Source organism: Thermococcus sp. 21S7 (assembly GCF_012027615.1).
Classification (GTDB): Archaea; Methanobacteriota_B; Thermococci; order Thermococcales; family Thermococcaceae; genus Thermococcus.
Genome location: NZ_SNUT01000010.1, coordinates 18,233 through 40,105 on the forward strand (window position 1 = coordinate 18,233; position 21,873 = coordinate 40,105).

General features: G+C 53.8%; 26 protein-coding genes, 1 pseudogene and 1 CRISPR repeat array. Of the genes and pseudogenes, 12 read left to right on the forward strand and 15 right to left on the reverse strand.

The genetic code is table 11. The features are described from left to right. The first annotated feature begins 263 nt into the window (after nucleotides 1-263). A CRISPR array of direct repeats spans nucleotides 264-2,632; the repeat unit is 30 nt; unit sequence GTTGCAATAAGACTTTAGGAGAATTGAAAG. A 25-nt stretch (nucleotides 2,633-2,657) separates the two neighbouring features. The 5 genes from E3E51_RS12680 to E3E51_RS12700 form a co-directional block, all read right to left on the reverse strand. Then, the gene (locus E3E51_RS12680) at nucleotides 2,658-2,804 is read right to left on the reverse strand and encodes a hypothetical protein (protein ID WP_167913471.1); all 147 of its coding nucleotides are present in this window, start codon (nucleotides 2,802-2,804) and stop codon (nucleotides 2,658-2,660) included. A gap of 246 nt (nucleotides 2,805-3,050) precedes the next feature. Beyond that, complete coding sequence (locus E3E51_RS12685) at nucleotides 3,051-4,292, reverse strand: NDP-sugar synthase (protein WP_167913472.1); 1,242 nt, start codon at nucleotides 4,290-4,292, stop codon at nucleotides 3,051-3,053. A gap of 87 nt (nucleotides 4,293-4,379) precedes the next feature. Continuing rightward, entirely contained in the window at nucleotides 4,380-4,634 is a 255-nt protein-coding gene (locus E3E51_RS12690) for a helix-turn-helix domain-containing protein (RefSeq protein ID WP_206204585.1), read from the reverse strand. A gap of 9 nt (nucleotides 4,635-4,643) precedes the next feature. Next, nucleotides 4,644-6,620, reverse strand: a complete 1,977-nt coding sequence (feoB, locus tag E3E51_RS12695) for a ferrous iron transport protein B (protein WP_167913473.1) — start codon at nucleotides 6,618-6,620, stop codon at nucleotides 4,644-4,646. Nucleotides 6,621-6,630: 10 nt separating this feature from the next. Further along, the gene (locus E3E51_RS12700) at nucleotides 6,631-6,858 is read right to left on the reverse strand and encodes a FeoA family protein (protein ID WP_167913499.1); all 228 of its coding nucleotides are present in this window, start codon (nucleotides 6,856-6,858) and stop codon (nucleotides 6,631-6,633) included. A 223-nt stretch (nucleotides 6,859-7,081) separates the two neighbouring features. On the opposite strand from E3E51_RS12700, the gene E3E51_RS12705 reads away from it, so the two are divergent. The 3 genes from E3E51_RS12705 to E3E51_RS12715 are packed head-to-tail and all read left to right on the forward strand — an operon-like array spanning nucleotide 7,082 to nucleotide 9,276. Beyond that, nucleotides 7,082-7,444, forward strand: coding sequence for a DUF4870 domain-containing protein (locus E3E51_RS12705; RefSeq protein ID WP_167913474.1), 363 nt, complete (start codon nucleotides 7,082-7,084; stop codon nucleotides 7,442-7,444). Between the two features lie 37 nt (nucleotides 7,445-7,481). After that, nucleotides 7,482-8,303 (forward strand): 7-cyano-7-deazaguanine synthase, encoded by an 822-nt coding sequence (locus E3E51_RS12710; protein ID WP_167913475.1) that lies wholly within the window; start codon nucleotides 7,482-7,484, stop codon nucleotides 8,301-8,303. Further along, nucleotides 8,272-9,276, forward strand: a complete 1,005-nt coding sequence (locus E3E51_RS12715; RefSeq protein WP_167913500.1) for an AIR synthase family protein — start codon at nucleotides 8,272-8,274, stop codon at nucleotides 9,274-9,276. Before E3E51_RS12710 ends, E3E51_RS12715 begins: the two co-directional genes overlap by 32 nt. On the opposite strand, the gene E3E51_RS12720 is transcribed toward E3E51_RS12715, so the two are convergent. The 4 genes from E3E51_RS12720 to pepQ all read right to left on the reverse strand — a co-directional run bounded on the left by E3E51_RS12720 (nucleotide 9,269) and on the right by pepQ (nucleotide 12,159). After that, complete coding sequence (locus E3E51_RS12720) at nucleotides 9,269-10,342, reverse strand: mRNA surveillance protein pelota (protein ID WP_167913476.1); 1,074 nt, start codon at nucleotides 10,340-10,342, stop codon at nucleotides 9,269-9,271. The two genes, E3E51_RS12715 and E3E51_RS12720, sit on opposite strands and share 8 nt — an antisense overlap. A gap of 48 nt (nucleotides 10,343-10,390) precedes the next feature. Next, entirely contained in the window at nucleotides 10,391-10,804 is a 414-nt protein-coding gene (locus E3E51_RS12725) for a hypothetical protein (protein WP_167913477.1), read from the reverse strand. 5 nt (nucleotides 10,805-10,809) lie between these two features. Further along, nucleotides 10,810-11,016 (reverse strand): hypothetical protein, encoded by a 207-nt coding sequence (locus E3E51_RS12730; protein WP_167913478.1) that lies wholly within the window; start codon nucleotides 11,014-11,016, stop codon nucleotides 10,810-10,812. A 96-nt stretch (nucleotides 11,017-11,112) separates the two neighbouring features. Further along, nucleotides 11,113-12,159, reverse strand: a complete 1,047-nt coding sequence (pepQ, locus tag E3E51_RS12735) for a Xaa-Pro dipeptidase PepQ (RefSeq protein ID WP_167913479.1) — start codon at nucleotides 12,157-12,159, stop codon at nucleotides 11,113-11,115. Between the two features lie 106 nt (nucleotides 12,160-12,265). Between pepQ and E3E51_RS12740 the strand changes: the two genes are divergently transcribed. From E3E51_RS12740 to E3E51_RS12755, 4 genes are all read left to right on the forward strand, one after another. Further along, entirely contained in the window at nucleotides 12,266-12,934 is a 669-nt protein-coding gene (locus E3E51_RS12740; RefSeq protein ID WP_167913480.1) for an HAD family hydrolase, read from the forward strand. A gap of 41 nt (nucleotides 12,935-12,975) precedes the next feature. After that, a complete protein-coding gene (locus E3E51_RS12745; RefSeq protein WP_167913501.1) occupies nucleotides 12,976-13,242 on the forward strand; it encodes a 50S ribosomal protein L35ae in 267 nt (88 codons plus the stop codon). A 46-nt stretch (nucleotides 13,243-13,288) separates the two neighbouring features. After that, complete coding sequence (locus E3E51_RS12750) at nucleotides 13,289-14,425, forward strand: tRNA (guanine(10)-N(2))-dimethyltransferase (protein WP_167913481.1); 1,137 nt, start codon at nucleotides 13,289-13,291, stop codon at nucleotides 14,423-14,425. A 95-nt stretch (nucleotides 14,426-14,520) separates the two neighbouring features. After that, complete coding sequence (locus tag E3E51_RS12755) at nucleotides 14,521-15,615, forward strand: VIT1/CCC1 transporter family protein (protein ID WP_167913482.1); 1,095 nt, start codon at nucleotides 14,521-14,523, stop codon at nucleotides 15,613-15,615. Here E3E51_RS12755 and E3E51_RS12760 read toward each other — a convergent pair. From E3E51_RS12760 to E3E51_RS12780, 5 genes are all read right to left on the reverse strand, one after another. Continuing rightward, nucleotides 15,612-16,010 carry a type II toxin-antitoxin system VapC family toxin gene (locus E3E51_RS12760; RefSeq protein WP_167913483.1) on the reverse strand — a complete coding sequence of 133 codons (399 nt, stop codon included), beginning with the start codon at nucleotides 16,008-16,010 and terminating at the stop codon, nucleotides 15,612-15,614. The genes E3E51_RS12755 and E3E51_RS12760 overlap by 4 nt on opposite strands. Continuing rightward, complete coding sequence (locus tag E3E51_RS12765; protein WP_148882183.1) at nucleotides 15,997-16,218, reverse strand: hypothetical protein; 222 nt, start codon at nucleotides 16,216-16,218, stop codon at nucleotides 15,997-15,999. Before E3E51_RS12765 ends, E3E51_RS12760 begins: the two co-directional genes overlap by 14 nt. Nucleotides 16,219-16,265: 47 nt before the next feature. Next, a complete protein-coding gene (locus E3E51_RS12770) occupies nucleotides 16,266-17,666 on the reverse strand; it encodes an MATE family efflux transporter (protein WP_167913484.1) in 1,401 nt (466 codons plus the stop codon). Nucleotides 17,667-17,788: 122 nt separating this feature from the next. Beyond that, nucleotides 17,789-17,977: a 50S ribosomal protein L37e gene (locus E3E51_RS12775; protein WP_088180357.1), complete on the reverse strand. Its 189-nt coding sequence runs from the start codon at nucleotides 17,975-17,977 to the stop codon at nucleotides 17,789-17,791. 25 nt (nucleotides 17,978-18,002) lie between these two features. Next, nucleotides 18,003-18,233, reverse strand: a complete 231-nt coding sequence (locus E3E51_RS12780) for an LSm family protein (RefSeq protein WP_167913485.1) — start codon at nucleotides 18,231-18,233, stop codon at nucleotides 18,003-18,005. A gap of 157 nt (nucleotides 18,234-18,390) precedes the next feature. On the opposite strand from E3E51_RS12780, the gene glyS reads away from it, so the two are divergent. After that, nucleotides 18,391-20,103: a glycine--tRNA ligase gene (glyS, locus tag E3E51_RS12785; protein WP_167913486.1), complete on the forward strand. Its 1,713-nt coding sequence runs from the start codon at nucleotides 18,391-18,393 to the stop codon at nucleotides 20,101-20,103. A gap of 3 nt (nucleotides 20,104-20,106) precedes the next feature. On the opposite strand, the gene E3E51_RS12790 is transcribed toward glyS, so the two are convergent. Then, entirely contained in the window at nucleotides 20,107-20,412 is a 306-nt protein-coding gene (locus tag E3E51_RS12790) for a nucleotidyltransferase family protein (protein WP_240924341.1), read from the reverse strand. A 113-nt stretch (nucleotides 20,413-20,525) separates the two neighbouring features. On the opposite strand from E3E51_RS12790, the gene E3E51_RS12795 reads away from it, so the two are divergent. The 4 genes and pseudogenes from E3E51_RS12795 to E3E51_RS12810 all read left to right on the forward strand — a co-directional run bounded on the left by E3E51_RS12795 (nucleotide 20,526) and on the right by E3E51_RS12810 (nucleotide 21,853). Next, complete coding sequence (locus tag E3E51_RS12795; RefSeq protein WP_167913487.1) at nucleotides 20,526-20,750, forward strand: hypothetical protein; 225 nt, start codon at nucleotides 20,526-20,528, stop codon at nucleotides 20,748-20,750. Further along, nucleotides 20,747-21,235, forward strand: a pseudogene (locus E3E51_RS12800) (DUF402 domain-containing protein); the annotation flags it as partial. The gene E3E51_RS12795 and the pseudogene E3E51_RS12800, both read left to right, overlap by 4 nt. Before the next feature lie 15 nt (nucleotides 21,236-21,250). Beyond that, a complete protein-coding gene (locus E3E51_RS12805; protein ID WP_167913503.1) occupies nucleotides 21,251-21,538 on the forward strand; it encodes a DUF167 domain-containing protein in 288 nt (95 codons plus the stop codon). Between the two features lie 57 nt (nucleotides 21,539-21,595). Next, nucleotides 21,596-21,853 carry an AbrB/MazE/SpoVT family DNA-binding domain-containing protein gene (locus tag E3E51_RS12810; protein ID WP_167913488.1) on the forward strand — a complete coding sequence of 86 codons (258 nt, stop codon included), beginning with the start codon at nucleotides 21,596-21,598 and terminating at the stop codon, nucleotides 21,851-21,853. Nucleotides 21,854-21,873: the final 20 nt, after the last annotated feature.

The window sequence follows — 21,873 nt, forward strand, 5'->3', positions numbered from 1 at the left end:
CCGCAGAAATCGGTTTTTCTTGAAATCCCGGACATTCAAGTGAACCTCGGCGGATTTAAAGGGTTGCATGAGGGCAGAAATTCCACGAACATATGATGCCCCCAGCAACAGGACGCCCGTGATGCGTTTATTCCTGCGTTCACCCCTACCGCTGCCGCCTCTTTATGGGGATGTGAAGGACCCAATTAGAGGTTTCTGCAAAAAGGTTTTATAGACGGGCACTCATTAAACTCCATTGGGGAAACGGAGCAAAAGACCGCCCTGTTGCAATAAGACTTTAGGAGAATTGAAAGAAGAGCAGTTCGAGCGCTTTGACAGGATATTCAAGAGTTGCAATAAGACTTTAGGAGAATTGAAAGTTTTTGAACATGTTCACTATTTTCAACAGGACGTAAGTTGCAATAAGACTTTAGGAGAATTGAAAGTTTGTTTGGTGTAATCTTAGGAACTCCTATAAAGTATGTTGCAATAAGACTTTAGGAGAATTGAAAGATGAGGTGGTAAACAATCCTGTTTAACGTGTAGGTCTTGTTGCAATAAGACTTTAGGAGAATTGAAAGACTGGCTTGTGAAACTGCTTATAGTCGTGGTGATAGGGTTGCAATAAGACTTTAGGAGAATTGAAAGTGGTTGATTGGGGAGCTCAAAGGGCCAAACTGAAGAGTTGCAATAAGACTTTAGGAGAATTGAAAGCAGCTCGGTGACGAGCGGATGGGTCACGGTCATTTTGGTTGCAATAAGACTTTAGGAGAATTGAAAGCAGAACAGCGTCACGTCTGAAAACGTTGAGTCCTCTGGTTGCAATAAGACTTTAGGAGAATTGAAAGGGAGCCTACACCTTGAGGATTGAGGCCATCGCACAGAGTTGCAATAAGACTTTAGGAGAATTGAAAGGCATGCGAGCGAGGACGCTTATATCAAGGTCTGTCGGGTTGCAATAAGACTTTAGGAGAATTGAAAGGAAGAAATCAACCCTGCTGCCAGGATGCATCTTCCAGGTTGCAATAAGACTTTAGGAGAATTGAAAGTCTTTATCGGCTTGGGAGTAATCACAATGCTATTACGTTGCAATAAGACTTTAGGAGAATTGAAAGTGAACAGCGCCGGGCCGGCAAGGCTTATCAGCTCGTGTTGCAATAAGACTTTAGGAGAATTGAAAGCATACGTGGCCGGGCTGTCGTGGAGCACGAGCTCAAAGTTGCAATAAGACTTTAGGAGAATTGAAAGCATACGTGGCCGGGCTGTCGTGGAGCACGAGCTCAAAGTTGCAATAAGACTTTAGGAGAATTGAAAGTTGGGATTTACTACGTCGTCAAAATGGAGTCGCTCAAGGTTGCAATAAGACTTTAGGAGAATTGAAAGCAAGTTCATTGTCTGGAAAGAGAAGGGCACACTGTACAGTTGCAATAAGACTTTAGGAGAATTGAAAGAACTCCTCCTTTGCCTCGGCCACCTGCTCGGGGAGGTTGCAATAAGACTTTAGGAGAATTGAAAGTCTTCGCCCAATTGTCGGCGACGGAGAAGTCAATCCACGTTGCAATAAGACTTTAGGAGAATTGAAAGTTCGACTAAAATTCCATCCTTCAGTGTAGATAGAATAGTTGCAATAAGACTTTAGGAGAATTGAAAGGGGAAAGGGGCAGGCTGCCAACCTCGACCCTTTCCCCGTTGCAATAAGACTTTAGGAGAATTGAAAGGTTGTAGCGCCGGTTGGGGCAGGACAACTAACGCGTGTTGCAATAAGACTTTAGGAGAATTGAAAGTGTAAACTGTAGTAGAAATATCTATGTTGCTGTTGGCGTTGCAATAAGACTTTAGGAGAATTGAAAGATCAGAATATGGGAGGATAAAAGGTCTGAGACCCTCAGTTGCAATAAGACTTTAGGAGAATTGAAAGCAAAGTCCCGCATCGGGTGGTACTTTATCGCAGGTGTGTTGCAATAAGACTTTAGGAGAATTGAAAGCTCACTTGCCGATTTGGTCGCTCTTCTCAAGTACCGGGTTGCAATAAGACTTTAGGAGAATTGAAAGCCAGAGTTATTTTCAATTTATTATACGACCTTAGACTGTTGCAATAAGACTTTAGGAGAATTGAAAGTTACATCATCAGCATACTGCCAGACCCAATCAACAAGTTGCAATAAGACTTTAGGAGAATTGAAAGGAAGAGATATTGCGCGGTAAGGCGGCTAAAGAATATTGTTGCAATAAGACTTTAGGAGAATTGAAAGGCTTCAGCTCGACAACAATCAGAAAATCATAGACGAGTTGCAATAAGACTTTAGGAGAATTGAAAGTAGTCCTGCATCTGAAATCGAGATTGTCTTAGTGTCAGTTGCAATAAGACTTTAGGAGAATTGAAAGCTACATTTACAAAACACTCACAACCACTCTTACCAATGTTGCAATAAGACTTTAGGAGAATTGAAAGAAGCGATTTTTCGCGCGCGTAATATATATGCTGAAGCTGGTTGCAATAAGACTTTAGGAGAATTGAAAGGGTCAGTGATGATGACAGCGACAGCAGCTGACAGGAGGTTGCAATAAGAATTTAGGAGAATTGGAAGTCCAGTAGCCGGTTTTTTGAAAATGAAGTGGTATTGTTGCAATAAGACCCCCTCAGAATCAAGAAACAAAATCAAAAGGGATTCACTCCATCAGGCCGCCAGGAGGTGGCCGATGATGTCGCCGTTCTCGTAGACGTTGTACAGGTTCGCGACGATTATCATGACGCCGTTGTCGTATATCCGGCTGATCCACGGCCATACCTTTTTGTTCGGATTGGGATAGAGCTTCCTGACCAAGAGGGCAAACCGGAGAACAACCAGCGCAAATATCGAGGTTCTGAGCTGGTATCGCTGTTGTGCAATATGGAGTTGACGAAATCGAGGAACACGACGAATATCACCAGAGCCAGGGCGACATCTTCCTACAACTGAGCTTTCTCTTTTCGTAGAACTCCACCATATGTTCCACTTCGATCAACTACGGGGTTCGAGGATAAAAACCTATTGCCCGAAGATCGAGAAAAATGAGTATGAAAAGGGAACTCAGAAGAGCCACTGGTTCTCTATGCACTCGTCGCACGGCGGCTTTTCTCCCGCTATGGCCTTGAACTTGGTGTAGATACATTCGGGCAGGCCGAGCGGGCAGCGCTCGGGGGTGACGCCGGGCCTCACCTTGGTCGGGTCAAGCTTTATCTTTATGTATGCCTCGTACTCCTCGACCTTCTTCCACGGCAACACTTTGGCGCCGTAGATGACCAGGTTGTCGTATATTCTCGCGTAGTCGCCGACAACGGCGTTCTCCTTGAGGATGACGTTCTTCCCGACGACGACGCCCTCACCGAGGATGCTGTCCTTTATCTCGGAGCGCTCCTTGACGATGTCGTTGCCTATGAGTATGGCGCGCTTGAGGTAGGCCTTGTCCTCTACTATGGTGTTCGGCCCGATGTAGGTGTAGGCCTTTATCTTGACCCCGTGTCCTATCTTGGCGCCTTCGTCTATGTACGCCGGCCCCTGTATCTCGACGTCCTCCGGAACCTCGGCACCCTCAGCGATGGTGTAGTAGCCGTTCTGCTTGGTTATCTCGTCCATGGCGAGCTGATGTGCGTAGAACAGGTCGTCGGGCGTTCCGAGGTCAATCCAGTAGTACTCGCGGGGTATCTTGTGAGCGTACACCGCCTCCTGACCCACGAACCTCGGAAGAACCTCCCTCTCGAAATAGACCTCCTTGCCCTTGGGTATGGCCTCCAGAACCTTCTTGTTCACCATATATACTCCCGCATCAACGAGGTTGGTCTTGGGCCTCTTGGGCTTCTCCTCAAAGTGGGTTACCCTGCCATCTTCGTTCATCTCAACGACACCGTATTTCTCGGGGTCGTAGACCTTGGTAACGGCCACCGTTATGAGGCCTTCGTTTTCCTTGTGGGCTTCGATGAGTTCGCCAAAGTTAAAGTTCGTGAAGACGTCACCGTATATTACCAGAAAGTCCTCGCTCACGTAATCCTCAACGTTCTTGAGGGCTCCTCCGGTCTCCAGGGGCATCGGGTCGTTGACGAACCTTATACCCTTGGGGTAGTCGCTCATCTTCTCATCAATGAACTCCCTTATCTCACCGCGCATGTAGTGAACCGACAGGATTACTTCGTCAATCTCCGGTATCTTCTCCAGGCTCTCCAGGAGGTACTGGAGGTTGGGCTTTCCAAGAACTGGTATCATGGGCTTCGGTCGGGTCGATGAGAGCGGCCTTAACCTGGTACCAAAACCGCCGGCAAGAATAACAGCTTTCATGGTATCACCGTTAGACATTCCGGTGGGAAACTTATATATTTTACGGCCATTAAATATGCCCAACGATGAACCGGAAGGAGGACGCGCTCATTTCTGTGCATCAATCCGAAATTCGGTCACCGCGTACACCTTTCCCTTGAACCTGAAGCACGAGCCGGGGCAGACGCTTTTCAGAGGGCAGCTTTGGCAGGCGGAGCCGCCAAGCTCCACCCGCTCAACGTACCCCATGCTCTCCAAGACGCTGAGGGCCCCCTCGACCTCCTCCCTGGGTATCGAAAGCTCCCTCGCTATCTCTTCGACGCTTTTCCCTTCCTTTATAAGGTTAAGTATCCTCTCCAGCATCCTTATCCCTCAGTATCCCAGAGCCGTCCCTATGTTCCATACGAGTATTCCCACGATGCTCGCAAGGCCTATCATGTAGACGACGGTAAAGACTGCCCACTTCCAGTTGCTCTCGGCCCTTATTGCCCCTATCGTGGCGATGCACGGGACGTACAGCGTTGTGACGAGGGCCAGCACAAAGGCCTGAAGGGAGGACATTGAGTTGACTATCTCGTCGACGCTGCCGTAGATTATGCCGTAGGTGGAGATGACGTTCTCCTTGGCGATGATTCCAAAGAGCAGACTCACCGCCGCCTTCCAGTCGAGTCCCATGAGGCGCATGTAGGGCTCGAAGAAGGCCCCCAGTCTCTCGGCGTAGCTTCCCCCCGTTCCTATCTCAACAGGGTAGGTGCTGAGGTACCAGATGACCACCGAACCCAGCAGGATTACCGTTCCCGCCTTCTTGACGAACTCCTTGCTCCTCTCCCACGAGTGGAGCGCCACAGTCTTCCACGAGGGTATGAGGTACTCCGGCAGCTCTATTATGAAGGGACTCTCCTCTCCCCTGACCACGAATCTGCTGAAGAGCCACGCCATGAGCAGTGCCAGCAGTATGGCCGTTGCGTATATGCTTACCGCGACCAGCGCCTGATTCCCCACGAAGAAAGCCCCCGCCAGGAAGCTTATGACGCTCAGCCTGGCGCTGCACGGTATGAGCGGGTTGACCAGCATCGTTATCAGCCTATCCCTCTCCTCATCCAGGGTTCTCGTTGCCATGACTGCCGGAACGTTGCAGCCGAAGGCGAGGACGAGGGGAATGAAGCTCTTCCCGGGGAGACCGAACTTCCTCATGATGCGCTCCATGACGACCGCGGCCCTCGCCATGTAGCCCACATCTTCGAGGATCGACATGGCGAGGAACAGCAGGAAGACCAGCGGGAAGAAGCTCAGGACCGAGCCTACACCGGCGATGATGCCGTCAACGAGGAGGCCGCGGAGCGTTTCGTTGGCGATGTGAGGCCCCAGCCACTCGCCAAAGGCGGAAAATGCATCATCCAGCAGGCCCTGCAGGGGCAGTCCGAGGGCGAAGACGAACTTGAACAGGACGTAGAACACGGCAAAGAGGGCAATGAGGCCGTAAACCGGGTGCGTGAGGAACCTGTCCAGCTGGTCGCTGAAGGTCTCGCCCTGCTCGTGGGAGTACCTCACGAAGCGGTGCATGAGGCCGTCTATAAACTCGTACTTCTGGCTGGCTATGATCAGATCCATCGCCCTCTTGTAGCGCTCCTCCACCTCGGCTATGTGCCCCATGATTTCGTCGAGCTTCTCCTTTCCGAGGTGCCTGAGAACGAGCTTTATCACGCCGTCGTCCCTCTGAAGGAGCTTCACCGCGAGCCATCTGAGGTTGTACTCCCCTGCGAGCTTGGTATGCTTGAGGGCTTCGATTATGTGCCCTATTTCCCTCTCGACCTCCGGGTCATAGGTGGGAACAGTGGGGCTGGTCTTGATCTCGCCGTTCGCCATCAGACGTATCTTCTCCTTGAGTTCCTCCAGTCCGGCGCCTTCCTTCGCGCTCATCGCTACGACCGGAACGCCTAAGAGCTCCTCCATCCTCCGGACGTTTATCTCGATGCCGCGCTTCTCGGCGAGGTCGGTTTTGTTGAGCGCTATTATAACGTTCCTCAGGCCCATCTCAAGTATCTCCATCGTCAGGAAGAGATTCCTCATGAGGGCAGTCGCGTCAACGACGTTCACAACGACATCGGCGCTCCCCTTGAGAAGGAAATCCCTGGCAACCAGCTCGTCAACGGAATGAGCTGTCAGGGAGTATATTCCAGGCAGATCAACCACGAGAAACTTCTGGCCTTTGTATTCAAGAATCCCCTCCTTCTTCTCAACGGTCACGCCGGGCCAGTTGCCAACGTGCTGGCGCATCCCAGTGAGGGAGTTGAAGACGGTGGTCTTTCCAACGTTGGGGTTCCCTGCCAGAGCCACTACCCGCATCATGATGGGCACCTCACAGCTTTCTTACCATGACCCTGCCCGCCATTCCCCGTCCTATGGCGAACCTTACGCCTCCCACGGAGATTATTATGGGCCCCAGCGAGTGTGACTCCAGCACCTGAACCGTCGCCCCTGGGGTCAGCCCCATTGAGACGAGCTTCCCCCTGGCGTTATGGCCGCCGAGGATGTTGACGACGACACCCTTCTCGCCGGGCCTCATGCTGTTTAAAGGTACAATCATGAGCATCACCGTTAGGCTTTCCTAATTCGATATTCCAATCTCTCGATGGCCTTAAAAAGCTTTGGTGAGCCTAACAAAACCCAGGGGTTCGAGATCAGAAATCATGGGGTTCTGAGATGTTAAAGACGCGGGTCCGGTTATTGGAAGCCGGGTTAAAACTTTGGAAAGGTATTTAAGGGATTGAAGAGAATACAATTGATTGAATTTCGGAGGTGCATCGATTATGGAAGAGATTCCACCCGAAGAACCCAAGGGGACTTCCTTGGGTATGGACGAGAACGTTGAGGGGTTACTGGCGTACGTGCTTGGATGGTTTACTGGCGTAATCTTCCTGCTACTTGAAAAAGAGAGCGACTTCGTTCGTTTCCACGCTATGCAGTCAACGATAACGTTCCTTGGGCTTACGATAGTTGCCTTTATCCTTGGATTCATTCCAGTGATAGGAGCTATCATTGGAGGTCTTCTCTGGATCGTTGGTCTAATATTCTGGATACTCGGCATGGTCAAGGCCTACCAGGGCGAGCGCTACAAGTTCCCCATCGTCGGCAACTTGGCCGAGCAGTGGGTCGGCAAGGTCAACGTCTGAGGCTCAGATTTTTAAGCCTCCCCAATTATTTTTTCCCATGATAAGCGAGGCGGTCAGGGAAATCAGTGAATTCTCACGGCGGACCGGTATCGATAAAAAAAGGATTCTCGTCCTCTTTTCGGGCGGAAAGGACTCAAGTTTAACCCTGTACCTCCTGCGGAAGGCGGGCCTTAACGTATCGGCGCTGACCTTCTTCCACAGGTGGAGCTGGAGGGAACCGCTGAGGTGGGCGATGGGGTTCACCAGGGGTCTTGGAGTGGAGCACTACCTCGTTGACATCACGGACGGTCTCCTCCGAGAGGTCGTGGGGAGGAAGGGGCCGGTCTGCATCAACTGCAAGAAGGTCATGCTCTGGAACGCCAAGTGGTTTGCCCTCAACAACGGCTTTGAGGTGCTGGCCAAGGGCGACAACGCCAACGATAAGGTAATCGGTGCCCTCCTCGACCAGTGCGAGACTGATATAAGGCTCTGCGGGCTTCCAAAGATGGGAATTCCATTCTTCCGCCCGCTCATAAATTACACCGCGGAGGAGGTCGAGGCGCTCGCCGAAGAGGCAGGAATAAGGCCCTACCGCATGTACGAGCACTCGCGGAGGAGGCAGTGGCGAGAAGGCTGCCCGCTCCAGTACATTGACAGGGAGGAGATTGTAACGCCCGCGCTGATGGATTTGGCCTACCGGGTCAACGTTGAAGTGAGCAGGCTGGCGAGAAGACGGAGGGTTCGCATGAGCGTTCGCGTACCGAGCTTCGAGGTCATGTGCTGGGGCTGCGACGGGGAAACCCTCCGGGAGGTGGGGGAGATTATCTCGAAGTTTGGAGGGGATGAAGGTGAAGCTTCCGCTCGGAAAACTGAGAAATGATGTTCTGAGGGACGTCGTGTTCCCCAACCTGGGAGTGGAGGACATGAGGGTTGTGTACGGACCCAGGGAGGGGTTCGACTCGGCGGTTCTCGAATACGACTGCGACCACTACCTGGTGGTTGCCACCGACCCCGCCCTCGGTGTCCCCCATGAAACCTTCGGATTCTTCTCGTACCACTTCGCGGCCAGCGACGTGGCGGTTTTTGGAGCGAGGCCAAGATGGCTGGTGGTTGACATCCTCCTCCCCCCGGGAAGCGAGAGGGAATTCATTGAGAGGGCGATGCGCGACCTGAACACCGAGTGCAGGAAGTACGGGAGTTCAATAATCGGGGGACACACCGGGGTTTACCCAACTATAGCCGAGCCAACTTCAACGACCACTGCACTGGGGCTGGTGAAGAGGGACGAACTGAGGCTTCCGCTGGCGAAACCGGGTGACAGGATTGTGGTCACGGGCAAAGTCGGTCTTGAGTTCGCCGTTTCTGCCGCATATTTCCGCGAGAATGAGCTGAGAAAGCTCCTGAGCTTCAGGGAGATTGCGAGACTCAAAAGGTCATTTAGGTTTGAAACCGCTGTTCCGGATGCCCTCACGGCAAAGCCTTTCGTGAGGGGTATGCACGATGCCACGGAGGGGGGTTTAACCGCCCTTCATGAGATAGCCGACAACTCCGGGGTCGGATTCAGGGTCTATGCCGAGGGACTTCAGCTCGACCCGATGGTGAGGAAAGTTCTCGATTTCTACGGCCTCGATCCCTGGGGCGTCTCCTCGACCGGCACGCTGATAGCGATAGTTCCCCCAGGGAACGTCGATTCCTTGATTACAGAATTCAACAAAAATGGAATTATTGCATTTGAACTCGGCGAGTTCACCGCCGATAGGAGGCGCATCCTAATCGAAAACGGGGAAGAAAGGGAGTTTCCGACGTTTAAGAGCGATCCCTACGTGGAGCTGTACAGCAAGGAACTCACTTAATCCTGAACCTCAGCAGCGCCGCCAGCCCTCCGAGGGCCTTCAGCTTGTCGCCGCCCTCGTGCTCCGAACTTACCACGACCACCTCGCCGCGGGAGTAGCGAACCGCGTCCATGAGCTCCTCTATCTTCTCCCTGTGCTCGCCTTTGAGGAGCTCGTCGAGAACCAAGAGCGTCTCAACCGCGCCGTAATTGACCGCCTCCTCGACCTCTCTAAGACCGTAAGCCGCTAGACCGTTGTTTCTGGCCACGTTTTCGAGCACCTTTTCAACGAGCTGGACTTCCTTGGCAACGCGGTTCTCGTGATAGACTTTATCGACCGTACCGCGCCTTATGACCTCGTAGATGCCCGTCCTTCCGGTCACGCTCGTGTCCTCGATGACCACCTTCTTAGCTAACTCTGGATAGTTCTCGCGCAGGAACTTGTAGAAGTCCTCCTTGACGAAGCCGGGGCCAGCTACGATTGCCCTCTCTATGCCCTCGCGGCTTATTATCTCCTCCATGCTCTTCGCCACGTCGTGGAAGAACTTTTTCTCCTCGCTCTCGCGGTTGGTGCTGTACCTCTTCCCGCCGAGGTTGTAGCGTATCCCCTTGAGTATCTCGACGCCGTACTCCCTGATTATCGCCATGTCTGCCTCGCCGTCATCTATGACGACTATCATGACCCTTGCCCTCTTTGACGCCTCAACCGCTTCCTTCAGCCTCTCGATGTGGTGCTCCTTCCAGCGGGACTTCTGAATGGTGACGACCGTGCCCTCTTCGATGGCTATCGTGTGGTACTTTCCAAGGGGGACGTCGTCCCTGCTGGCGTAGACGATGGGGCCGGTAACGCGGACCTGGTTGGCGAACTTGTGGAAGTTTATCTTCTCCGCCCTAACGCCGAGAAAGACGGGAATCACCTCGACCTTCTCCGCCCTGAGCGAGTCCGAGCGCTGGGCCTGCTTCCTGAGTGTTTTTGCGTAAACAACATCTCCAGGGTCGATGATGTGGTACAGGTGCCAGAGGTCGTCGAGCGTCTCGGCCTTAACCTTCACCTTGCCCTCCTTGACGTCCTGGTGGATTATCTGCACCTTCTCACCCCTTTCGGAGTACGGGCGACGGTTTAAAAACCTGCCACATCACATGAAGCCCTTCATCATCCTAAGGGTGTCGGGATGGTACTTGATCTCGATGTGCTTCATCCCGAAAGCGTTCATAAGAATGGAGTTTGCCTTCGCTCCCATTATCATGACATCATTTCCGCGGTATTTTATAATGGCCGTCTTGCCCTGGGAAGCCAAGTCTTCGGCGTAGAGCTTCATCTCGTTCATCATCTTCATTTTCTCCCTCATGCCGCCCTTTCCGGACCCCATTATGGGCGAGAAGGCATCCATCAGCTTTTTCATCTTATTTGGGTCGTGGATGTCGATTATAATCTCGTCCCTGGTTAGCGTGAAAGAGTCGTCTCCCACGGCTATCGTGACGGAGCCACAGCAGATAGCGTTTTGAAAGCCAAGGGCCAGTCTAAAGAGGGGGTGAAGGTCCATACTCACCGCGCTCACTCCTCTTTGATGGGCTTGATCCTGAATCTAACCTCACCATCCATCCTGAAGTCGTTGAAGCTCATCCGTACCTCGTTCTCGCGCAGAATCTGAATGATGACCTCCATAAGCCCCATTCCTGTCTTAGAACCGGGTATTGCTGCCAGGTCAAGCCCGATGGTCTCGACCTTCTTCATTTCCCCCTCAATGTCGCCGACCACCATGCTACCACCCCACGTAAATTTTCCAAGGTTTCCTAAGAAAAATTACTCGGAGGTGCTTTTAAAAGTTACTGAGTGTTAGAAAAAGATTGGGAGGACTCAGATGAGTTCCCTCTCGGTCTTGGTGAGCCTCAGCGCACCGTTCTCCGTTATGAGCACGGTGTCCTCGATGCGGACGCCGCCGAACTTGGGAAGATATATTCCCGGCTCGATTGTGATGACCATTCCTGGCTTGAGAACGGTCTCGTCCTGCTGGCTAACGCCCGGCCACTCGTGAATCTCCAAGCCGACGCCGTGACCGGTTGAGTGTATGAAGTAATCCCCGTAGCCGTACTCTTTGATGACGTCCCTGACGATGGTGTCCAGCTCCTTGGCGGTCATTCCCGGCCGCGCCGCCTCGACTCCCTTCTTCTGAGCCTCCAAAACCGCCTCGTAGATGTCCCTCTGCTTCTCGCTGGGGGAGCCCACGACTATGGTTCTGGTCATGTCGGAGTGGTAGTGCCTGTAAAGCGCTCCCTCGTCGATGACGACCAGGTCGCCCTTCTCTATCCTTTTGTCGCTCGCCACTCCGTGCGGCAGTGCGGCGCGCGGGCCGCTGGCTATTATCGTGTCAAAAGCGGGCTTTTCCGCCCCGTTCATTTTCATGACGTACTCCATCTTGGCTGCTATCTCCCTCTCGCGCTTGCCTTCGCTTATCTCCTCTATCGCGGCCAGCATTGCCTGGTCCGCTATTTCGCAGGCGGCCTTTATGGTCTCAACCTCTTCAGGAGTCTTGACTATCCTGAGCTCCTTGATAACGTCGTCAACCACAACGAAGTCCTCAACGCCGAGCTTCTCCCGATAGGCCTGAACCGAGGAATAGCTCATCCTGCCCTCTATTCCAAGGCGGTTGATACCGAACCCCTTGAGCTTCTCGTATAGCTCGTCTCCCCTCTTGAACTTGTCAACCGGAACGCGGGAGGTTTCGCGAGCCTCCTCGTACTCCAGTTCCGGGACGAGGAAAAGGGCATCGTCAGCGGTCACGAGCAGATAGCCCCCAAGGACCGGCGAGCTTCCCGTGAAGTAAAAGAGGTTCGGCTTTGAGGTGATTAGAACACCATCGAGTTCCTTTTCGGCTATGAACTCTTTGAGCTTTTCAATCCTCATTAGGCAACCACCCGTTTCCTGTAATCCCGCCGAGAATAAAACCCTTTCGGAAGCCCCTTCGGATGGGCCGGAAAAAGTTATAACCCCGTCGGTGATACCTTATGGTATGGTGACGTACCTCTTCGACTTCGATGGAACCTTAGTGGACAGCACGGGCGCGGTTGAGAAGGCCCTCCGCATAGCCATTGAGAAGACCGTTCCTGCAGTCATCGAGAGCGACCTGTACGAGGATTACTACAAGGCCCTGTTCCTCTTCATCAAGGGAAAGCTGACCTACCAGTACCTCGGGGTCATACACGAACTGGTGGCACAGGGAACCATACACGAGTACTACAAGCTCATGCCCCGGTACATCAAGGACTTCCCCGACGCGAGGAGGGTTGTTCGGGAGCTCAGGGCGCGGGGGAGGCGCGTCATAAGCTTCTCCGGAGAGCACACCTACCCCGGCGGGAAGGTCATCTTCATGAAGAAGACGAACTGGTACGACGAGTTCGACGAGGTGATAACCTTCAGGGGAACCAAGGACATGCTCAAGAAGTTCCAGACACTGCGAGAGTTCTATCCGGATGAGCCCTTCGTGTGGGTGGACGACAGCCCGGGAAGGTTCACCTATATACTTGACGAAAACACACTTCTCGTTCAGAAGGCCTCCCCATACAAGAGCGACGTCGCTCTCCTCTTCGAGAGGCAGAACTTCTTGAAGATACGAAGCATCAGGGAAGTGCTGGAGATAGACGATGGACTCTCCGCCTTCTCCGAGGGGGATAAAACTTAAAAATACCGCCGGACGAACCTCCTCCGGTGGAGGTGGGGACGATGGCCAGGGGAAAGGCTCTCGTCCTTGCCTACGCCGGGACCAAGGAGCACCAGGACAACCACCACATGATTCTGAAGCCCCTCGGCATCGACGACAGGAACGCAGCTTCGAGGCTCATAGGCAGGAAGGTCGTCTGGAGGACGCCGACCGGCAGGAGGATGTACGGCAAGATTCTCAAACCCCACGGCAAGGGGGGCGAGGTAAAGGCATACTTCAAGCCGGGCCTGCCCGGTCAGGCACTTGGTGACTACGTCGAAATCCTCTGAGCGCAACCCTTTAAACCTCCCAACCTTTTCTTTCTCCGGTGAGAGGATGGAGTTCGTCGAGGTGCGCGAGGGTCTTGCAAAAATCCTTGTCCCAAAGGCGGAGAGAATATACGACGCCCCCGTCTTCTATAACCCGATAATGGCATTAAACCGGGATATAAGCGTCCTGGCCGTTGAAGTGCTCAAACCGAGGACCGTTCTCGATGCCCTCTCTGCCACTGGAATCAGAGGCATCCGCTACGCCCTCGAAACCCCCGCAGAGGAGGTCTGGCTCAACGATATAAGCGAAGATGCCTTCAATCTGATTCTGGAAAACCTCCGGCTGAACCTCGGCGTCGATGGGGAGAGGATAGGTGAGAGGAGGTTCTCATTCGAGGGAGAGAAGAAGGTTATAGCCAACCTCGACGACGCCAACAGGCTCATGGCCGAGAAGTTCAGGCACTTTGATTTCCTCGACCTCGACCCCTTCGGCTCACCGGTGGAGTTCCTCGACACGGCACTGAGGAGCGTCAGGAGAAAAGGAGTTTTAGCGGTCACCGCCACCGACACCGGCGTCCTCTGCGGCGCCTACAGACACGCCTGCCGCAGGAAGTACCTGGCGGAGCCGATAAGGGGAGAGCTCTGCCACGAGGCGGGTTTGAGGATACTCATCGGAACCGTTGTCAGGTACGCCGCTAAGTACGACCTCGGCGTTGAGGTTCTCTTAGCATACTACCGCGACCACTACTTCAGGGCCTTTTTGAGGCTCAAGAGCGGCGCTAGGAAGGCCGACGGGAGCATTGAACGGCTCGGCTACCTGTGGCAGGATGAAAACGGCAGGTTCGGGTACGAGAACTCCTTCCTGCCCAAAAGACAGGGCGCATACGGTCCCCTCTGGCTCGGTCCGCTCAAGAGCCAGGAGTTCGTTGACGAGGTGCTGAAGCTGGCTGAAGAGCACCCCCCCGCCCACAAGAAGACGCTCCCGTTCCTCGAAACCCTCGTGGAGGAGCTGGACGTTCCTTTCCACTACGATACCCATGCCCTCGCTAGGAGGAACAACCTCCAGGTCGGAAAGCTCGCGGAGATAATCGAGACCCTCCGCGGGAAAGGCTACTCCGCAACGAGGACGCATTTCTCGCCGGTGGCCATCAAGACAGACGCACCCTTCGACGAGGTGCTGGAGGCGCTGAGGGCACTTCACTGACTTTTTTCTTTCATCAGGCCTCACCCTTCACGGCGGGGAGGAGGTCAGCGACACCCATTTAACCTCGGCCGCCGTTCTTTCCAGGGGGTGAGGGAATGGACGAGATGCTTGAACTGGCGAGGGGCTTTTATAGGGACGAGTACGCAGACTCGGTTCTCTACGCCCAACTGGCCAGGATAGAGAAGGACGAGGGGATAAGGAATGAATTTCTGCGGCTCTCGAATATCGAGTCAAAGCACGCCAAGTTCTGGCACGACTTCATAAAGCGACATGGGGGAGAGGTTCCGAAGCCTTCGGTTAAGAGGCTCACAATATTCAGCGTCAAGCTCCTCAGGAGACTCCTCGGCCCCGGCTCGGTCGCCTCGCTCCTTGAGATGGGCGAGAACAGTGCGATACAGAAGTACTTCAAATACCTAACGACCTATGCCGACAAGTTCAGCGAAGAGGAGATGAAGGAGATAAAGGACGTTATACTGGACGAGCTTGAGCACGAGAAGTTCTTCTACGAGAGCAAGGAGCGATTCCACGTCGAGAACACCCGCGACCTCGTTCTGGGCATGAACGACGGGCTGGTTGAAATCCTCGGTGCCGTCACTGGTCTCTCCGCGGTGTACCCAAACAACCCGCAGCTCGTCGGAATAAGCGGCCTCATAGTCGGTGTAGCCGGTGCGCTCTCGATGGCCATAGGCACCTTCGTCTCGGTTCGCTCCCAGAGGCAGATTAAGGAATCCATCCGCGACAGGATGGAGGTCCTCTTCAGAGTTTCGCCAGAAAGGGCGGCCGAAGAGCTTGTGGAGAAGCTCGTCGAGGGAGGAATGCCGGAGGAGGTTGCGAGGGAGGTCGCAAAGGAGCTCGCCGACAACAGCGATGCGATTATGCAGCTCCTCCTCCCGGAGGCGGAGGAGAACGAGATAAGGGCGGCGCTCTACACCGGTCTTTCTTATCTGGTCGGTGTTGCCTTCCCTGTTACGCCGTACTTCCTCGCGTCGGGCTCGCTGACGGCCCTTCCCTTCTCGATACTGCTTGCTGGCTCGGCCCTGGCGATAGTGGCGACCCTGATATCGCTCCTCTCCGGAATCTCAATCAGGAAGAAGGTCGCCGAGATGGTGGCGACGGGCCTGGGTGCGGCGTTCCTGAGCTATCTCTTCGGCCGGCTCATGGAGGTTCTCTTCAACGTCTCGGCGCTTTAGAGGTAGAGCACCTCAACGCCGAGTTTCTCCGCTATTTCTCCCTGCTTTTCGTCGCTGGTGGCAAGTTCGCCATACTTCAGGGCCTGAGCGATGTAGAGGGCGTCATAGATTGGGATTCGGTGGTTAACAGCTATCCCCCTTGATTTCTCCAAATACTGCATTCCACTCTCAAGAACGACGACGTTCGGGAGAGCATCCACAACCTTTGATCTCTTATTGAACTCCTCCAGGGATATCTCACCGTAGAGGACGTGATGTTTCCAGAGGGCGTTTGAAACCTCTGCCAAGGCATAGTCAAGTGAGACGACGTCTTTAGAAAGTAGCTCCTCTACCCGTTCCCAACCGGGTTCAAGGAGAACGTACTTCGCAAGGACGGAGGCGTCAATTGCTATCACGGTCCTCCCTCACGTATCTTTTTGCGGTTCCTTCTTTAGCAGGAGTTCCCCCAGCGAGCAGCTCGTGCATCATCTCAATGGTTCTTCTTTTCTCCTCTTCGTTTATTCTCAAGACTATGAACGCCCTTATCTCCTCGCTCCAGTTAATATCGTACTCCTTCATCTTGGCCTTTAGTTCATCGGGAATACGGACGCTTATCACAGCCATGCAACCACCATTTACAAAAACGCATTACAAAGATATAAACATTACTGTCATACCTTCACGTATTTCCACTTCCCCCTCTTGAACGCCCACCAGAAGAGGGCCGCCGTCGTGAAGGTCTCCAGGCTCATGGCTATCCACGCCGCTATAACGCCCAGTCCCTCGAAGGTGAAGCCGGGGAAGGTTATGCCCAGTATCTCAAAGGGTGGTATTGTAAAGCCGAATCCGAGGATGTACGCCGGAACTATGCGGAAGAGGAGCTTGCTGGTGGCGGTGATGTACATCGGCGTTTTTGTATCCCCTGCCCCCCTCAGTGCACCGCCGAGGACGAAGAGCCAGCCAAGGGGAACTTCGCTTATTCCGACTATTATGAGGTATATACTCGCCAGCCTCATGACCTCGCTGTAGTTCGGGTCGCTCGGGTTTATGAAGGGCATGACGAGGTAGCGCGGGAAGACGATCAGGATGACCGCCATGACGCTCATGAAGAGGCCCACCATCTTCAGAGCCTCGTAGACCGTGCGCTCTGCCTTCTCCGGGTTCCCCTCCCCGAGCCCCTGGCCAACCAGGGCGGAGGTTGCGACGTTGAAGCCGAAGGCGGGCATGTAGGCTATGCTCTCAACGCGCAGTCCTATCTGGTGCGCCGCCAGGGCGAGGGTTCCGAAGCGGGTCACGATGCTCATGTAGAGGAGATTGTAGAAGCTGAATATACCACGCTCGACCATCGTGGGAACTCCCACGCGGAGGATTCTCCTGGCCATGTCGAGATGGAAGCTCCAGCTGGGCTTGAAGTGGAGAACGAGCCTCCCGCTCCAGAGGAGGTATAGGCCGAGGAGGAAAGAGGCCGTTATGCCCAGCCCGGAGGCCCAGGCGGCGCCGACCGGGCCGAGTTTTGGGAAGCCGAGCTTCCCGAAGATGAGGAGATAGTCAAAGATCGCGTTGATTATGTTCATCAAAATGCCGAGCTTCATGGGGGTTCTCGTGTCCCCCGCCCCCCTCAGTGCCGCGAAGGCCGTGAAGCCAGCGAACCGTATCGGGTAGAACGCGAAGAGCACCTTGATGTACTCGTAGCCCAGGGCAACAACGTCCGGTTTTGCTCCCATTATCCGCAGTATGTCGTCCCCCAGGAACCAGCCGAAGAACATAACGGGGATTCCGAGGAGGAACGCCAGGTAGAGGCTCTGCTCCAGTGCAAGGGTGGCGTTGGCGTCGTCCTTCGCCCCGACGAACCTAGCCACCAGCGCGAGGGTTCCGGTCGCAACCGCCGCCATGATGGGCATCATGAACCAGCTCACCTGACCGCCGAGGCCGACGGCGGCAAGTGCCAGGGCGCCGAGCTGTCCGACCATCATCATGTCCACTAGGTTGAGAAGCGTCTGGGATATGTTGCCCATTATCGCGGGCCAGGCGAGCTTCCAGAGACGGCGCTGATCCTCGTTGAGGCGAATCATTAAGACGTCCCTCTAAACGATGAAGTGGCTGTAGAAGTTAATAAGGATTGTGGTTCGGTAGAAGTCTCAAAACCTCAACCTCGCGGACTGAGAAGGATTCAAATCAAAGGAAAAGAAAAGGTTCAGAGGAGGTTCCTCTTCTTCTTCCACTTGTGGGACCAGCTGTACTTCCTCATGCGCCTGCTCCTGCCGAAGCCACAGGCGGCGCAGTAGCCCTTCTTGATGTTGTAGGCGCGCCTTCCGCAGCGCCTGCACTTGATGTGAGTTGGAGTGTGGTTCCTCCTGCCCTTCGGTGCAGTCCCGCTTCCCATGCTATCACCCCGCTAAGGTCTCACTTCACTCAATCTCGACAGGGGAAATTGCCAGAACGTTGTCTCCCCTGATGACGATTTTACCGTAGTTCTTAACGACCTCGCCGTCCTGGATGAGGGCGGCGTCGGCGAGGACGACGTTCAGGTGGATGTCGTAACCGATGAGCCTGCCCCTGAATTCGGAACCCCTCTTCAGGAGTACGAGCACGTCCTTGTCAAGCGACCTGTGAATAACATCGAGTGGTCTTTCCGCCATTTTCACGCACCTCCAAATAATCAAAGCTCGTAACGATAACGAGGGAAACGGTTTATAACTCTTTCCGTCCCCCGAAGGGGGAAGGTTGACGGTTAGACAACGCCCCTCCCAAAAGCTTTTTATGAAATGGTCTTACTCCAGTTTCAGGTGGTGAGTGATGGGAGAGAAGCCCGAGAAGTACGAGGTTCTTCAGGATTTGATGAGGAGGAGAGGTTTCGCGTGGGGCAGCTTTGAAATCTACGGCGGTGCGAGGGGTTTTTACGATTACGGTCCTCTTGGAGCTACGATAAAGAGAAAAATCGAGCAGAAGATACGCGAGGCATTCCAGAGAGAAGGCTTCTTCGAGCTTGAAACACCGGATATAACCCCTGAGAGGGTCTTCATCGCAAGCGGTCACGTTGACAAGTTCGTTGACCCGCTGGTCGAGTGTAAGAAGTGCGGTGCTCGCTTTAGGGCCGACCACCTCGTCGAGGAGGCCCTCGACATCGACACGGAGGGCATGAGCGCCGAGCACCTCACCCAGCTCATCCGCGAGCACGAGGTCCGCTGTCCCGAATGCGGCGGCGAGCTTTCCGAGGTCTGGTACTTCAACCTAATGTTCGAGACCAAAATCGGCCCCTATGGGGACCAAAAGGGCTACCTGAGGCCCGAAACGGCCCAGGGTATCTTCGTGAACTTCAAAAGGCTGAACGCTTTTGCTAGGAACAAGCTCCCCTTCGGAGTCTTCCAGATCGGCAAGGCCTACCGCAACGAGATTTCACCGAGGCAGGGGATGTTGAGGCTCAGAGAGTTCACCCAGGCGGAGGCCGAGATATTCTTCAACCCAAAGGAGACGGAGCATCCGCACTTCGACGAGGTCAAGGACGAGGTTCTGCGTCTCTATCCGATAGAGCACCAGCTCAAGAACCTCGGCACAATTGAGATGACCGCACTGGAGGCCGTGGAGAAGGGTTACATTATGAACACCTTCTTCGCCTACTACATGGTCATGGTCAAGCGCGTCCTCCTCGATATCGGCATCCCCGAGGATAAGATACGCTTCCGCCAGCAGCTGCCCGAGGAGCGCGCCCACTATTCGCGCGACACCTGGGATGCAGAGATACACAGCGAGCGCTTCGGCTGGGTGGAGTGCGTTGGAATAGCCAACCGCGGCGACTACGACCTCAGCAAGCATCTGAAGATGAGCGGGGCAGATTTAACCGTCCTCATCCACTACGATGAGCCCAGGATAGTCAAGCACCTCAAAGTGAGCCTCAACATGAAGCGCGTCGGCCCTAAGCTGAAGAAGGACGCCAAGAGGATAAACGAGCTCATCCAGGGCTGGGACGAAGAGAAGCTGAGGAACCTGGTTGAAGTCCTGGAGAGGGACGGCAGAATCACCATCGAGGGCTACGAGCTGGAGAAGGACGACTTCATAATCAAGGAAGTGGAGGAGAAGATAACCGGCGAGAAGATAGTCCCCCACGTCCTTGAGCCGAGCTTTGGAATAGACAGGCCGTTCTACCTGCTCCTTGAGAACAGCCTCGTCATCGAGGAAGACAGAACCTACCTCAGGCTCAAGAAGGACATGGCGCCGATTGAGGTCGCGGTTCTTCCGCTCGTCGCCAAGGAGCCGTTGAAGAGCATAGCCTACGACGTCTTCAGGACGCTCCAGAAGGCAGGTTTCATAGCGGTCTACGACGAGAAGGACACCGTTGGGAGGAGATACCTCCGCTACGACGAGATAGGAACGCCCTACTGCGTCACCATCGACAACCAGACGCCCGAGGACAACACCGTTACAATCCGCGACCGCGACACGAGGGAGCAGGTGAGGGTGAAGATTGAAGAACTGCCCGAGAAGCTCAGGGAGCTGATTTTCGGGGAGTGAGTTTCAAATTGGCACGAGCTCTTCTTTTATTTCCTTCCAGAAGCGATTCCTACTCATGGCCGCGTTTTTTGTTATCAGATCCACCTTAACTCCAAGCAAGGATTCGAGGTAGTCCCTGAGGTCGACTATCTCCCATCCGATGGGCCGTTCAAACTCAACGAGAATGTCAACGTCGTTAAGCTCGGTCTCCTCGCCCCCCGCATAAGAACCGAATATGGCGATTGAACTGACCCCAAACCTCTCGCGAAGCTCTTCTTTGTGCTTCCGGAGAATTTTCTCGATCTCAGCAAGGTCCAGTTTGGTCATCATTCAAGGTTCTGCTTTCAAAATATTAAAAGGTTTCAGGTGCCCAGTATTTTTGTTTTATCCCTATCAGCATGAGGTAAACTAAAAGATATAAACCAGCCTGCCAATAATGTGGCGTGAGACACATGCCAGTGTACGAAATTGTGATAACGGTTGGATTCGAAAACGATAAGATAGTGTGGGAGGATGTATTTCGCTACGTTGCTATAGCCGATACACCTGAGGAGGCATCAGAGTTCAGTATCAAGGCGCTTCCAGAACAGTACTCGGAAATGATCCTTAAGGCGTCGGTTAGGGAGCTAAAAGAGAAAGGTGTCATCTGCAAGGGGTGGCCGCCGTGAAAATCCACCTCCTCTACCGCCGCCTTCCGAACAGGCTTCTTGAGCGTGATGACGAGGTAGTCGCTGATTTGGGCGAGGTCGTGGTTGCCAGAGCTAAGTTCGAAGGCATGCTCGCCCCGCTGAGGGTGAACGGCGTCGAGGTCATCAAAAACGGCTACCGCATGCTATACTTTGCATTCATCGGGGAGAACTACGATGTCCTGAAGGTCTACGACGAGGAGGGGGACTTCAAAGGCCTTTACATCGATGTCCTGGCCTACACGAGGCGCGACGGGAACACCCTCGAAATGCTCGACCTCTTCCTCGACATCTTCATCTTTCCAAGCGGGGAGGCATTTCTCCTTGACGAGGACGAGCTTGAGATGGCCCTCAACTACGGCGTGATTGACAGGGAGACCTTTGATTTTGCCTACCGGATTGCCCGGAAAATCCTTGAAAAGATTAGGAGGAAGGAGTTTCCGCCCGATATCGTGTGGGAGTACGACTTGGGGGGATTGAGAATGAGCGCGAAGTTCCTGAAGGAGACCAAGGACGGAACGCTGCTCCTGGTCTACGTCCAGCCGAAGGCGAAGAAGAACGAGATTGAGGGGATAGACGAGTGGCGCGGAAGGCTGAAGGTCAAAATAAAAGCCCCACCGGTTGAGGGAAAGGCGAATAAAGAGCTTGTGAAGTTCCTCTCGAAGCTCCTCGATGCGGAGGTCAGCATCCTGCGGGGAGAGACGGGCAGGGAGAAGGATTTGCTCGTCAGGCTGAGCGCGGAAGAGGTGAAGAAGAGGCTGGGACTTTGAAGTCGCACAACACTAAATATAGTAGATAGACAAACCTCCTACTGGGGCGGCCTTACTATGAGCGTCACGAAAGTAACCCGGAACTACCAGATAACGATTCCGGCCGAGATAAGAAAGGCCCTCGGCATAAAGGAAGGTGAACTCCTTGAGGTTCACCTTGAGGGGGATAAAATAGTCATTCAGAGACTTAGAAGGGAGAGAAAGCGCCTCAAACTCGGCAGAAACCTGGCGCCAGAAGAGATAGAGAAGTCCATCGAGGAGGGCATGCGGGAATGCATGGGCTGTTTCTTAGTTGGTAACTTTCGTAGCTTTTAGCACAATGTTTAAATATCCCC

Coding starts and splice junctions, on each gene's coding strand:
- E3E51_RS12705 (WP_167913474.1), top strand. CDS start 7,082: ATGGAAGAGATTCCACCCGAAGAACCCAAGGGGACTTCCTTGGGTATG.
- E3E51_RS12730 (WP_167913478.1), bottom strand. CDS start 11,016: ATGGTGGTCGGCGACATTGAGGGGGAAATGAAGAAGGTCGAGACCATC.
- E3E51_RS12685 (WP_167913472.1), bottom strand. CDS start 4,292: ATGAAAGCTGTTATTCTTGCCGGCGGTTTTGGTACCAGGTTAAGGCCG.
- E3E51_RS12750 (WP_167913481.1), top strand. CDS start 13,289: ATGGAGTTCGTCGAGGTGCGCGAGGGTCTTGCAAAAATCCTTGTCCCA.
- E3E51_RS12765 (WP_148882183.1), bottom strand. CDS start 16,218: ATGGCTGTGATAAGCGTCCGTATTCCCGATGAACTAAAGGCCAAGATG.
- E3E51_RS12810 (WP_167913488.1), top strand. CDS start 21,596: ATGAGCGTCACGAAAGTAACCCGGAACTACCAGATAACGATTCCGGCC.
- E3E51_RS12700 (WP_167913499.1), bottom strand. CDS start 6,858: ATGATTGTACCTTTAAACAGCATGAGGCCCGGCGAGAAGGGTGTCGTC.
- E3E51_RS12740 (WP_167913480.1), top strand. CDS start 12,266: ATGGTGACGTACCTCTTCGACTTCGATGGAACCTTAGTGGACAGCACG.
- feoB (WP_167913473.1), bottom strand. CDS start 6,620: ATGATGCGGGTAGTGGCTCTGGCAGGGAACCCCAACGTTGGAAAGACC.
- E3E51_RS12775 (WP_088180357.1), bottom strand. CDS start 17,977: ATGGGAAGCGGGACTGCACCGAAGGGCAGGAGGAACCACACTCCAACT.
- E3E51_RS12755 (WP_167913482.1), top strand. CDS start 14,521: ATGGACGAGATGCTTGAACTGGCGAGGGGCTTTTATAGGGACGAGTAC.
- E3E51_RS12745 (WP_167913501.1), top strand. CDS start 12,976: ATGGCCAGGGGAAAGGCTCTCGTCCTTGCCTACGCCGGGACCAAGGAG.
- E3E51_RS12805 (WP_167913503.1), top strand. CDS start 21,251: ATGAGCGCGAAGTTCCTGAAGGAGACCAAGGACGGAACGCTGCTCCTG.
- E3E51_RS12770 (WP_167913484.1), bottom strand. CDS start 17,666: ATGATTCGCCTCAACGAGGATCAGCGCCGTCTCTGGAAGCTCGCCTGG.
- E3E51_RS12690 (WP_206204585.1), bottom strand. CDS start 4,634: ATGCTGGAGAGGATACTTAACCTTATAAAGGAAGGGAAAAGCGTCGAA.
- pepQ (WP_167913479.1), bottom strand. CDS start 12,159: ATGAGGATTGAAAAGCTCAAAGAGTTCATAGCCGAAAAGGAACTCGAT.
- E3E51_RS12780 (WP_167913485.1), bottom strand. CDS start 18,233: ATGGCGGAAAGACCACTCGATGTTATTCACAGGTCGCTTGACAAGGAC.
- E3E51_RS12790 (WP_240924341.1), bottom strand. CDS start 20,412: ATGATGACCAAACTGGACCTTGCTGAGATCGAGAAAATTCTCCGGAAG.
- E3E51_RS12710 (WP_167913475.1), top strand. CDS start 7,482: ATGATAAGCGAGGCGGTCAGGGAAATCAGTGAATTCTCACGGCGGACC.
- glyS (WP_167913486.1), top strand. CDS start 18,391: ATGGGAGAGAAGCCCGAGAAGTACGAGGTTCTTCAGGATTTGATGAGG.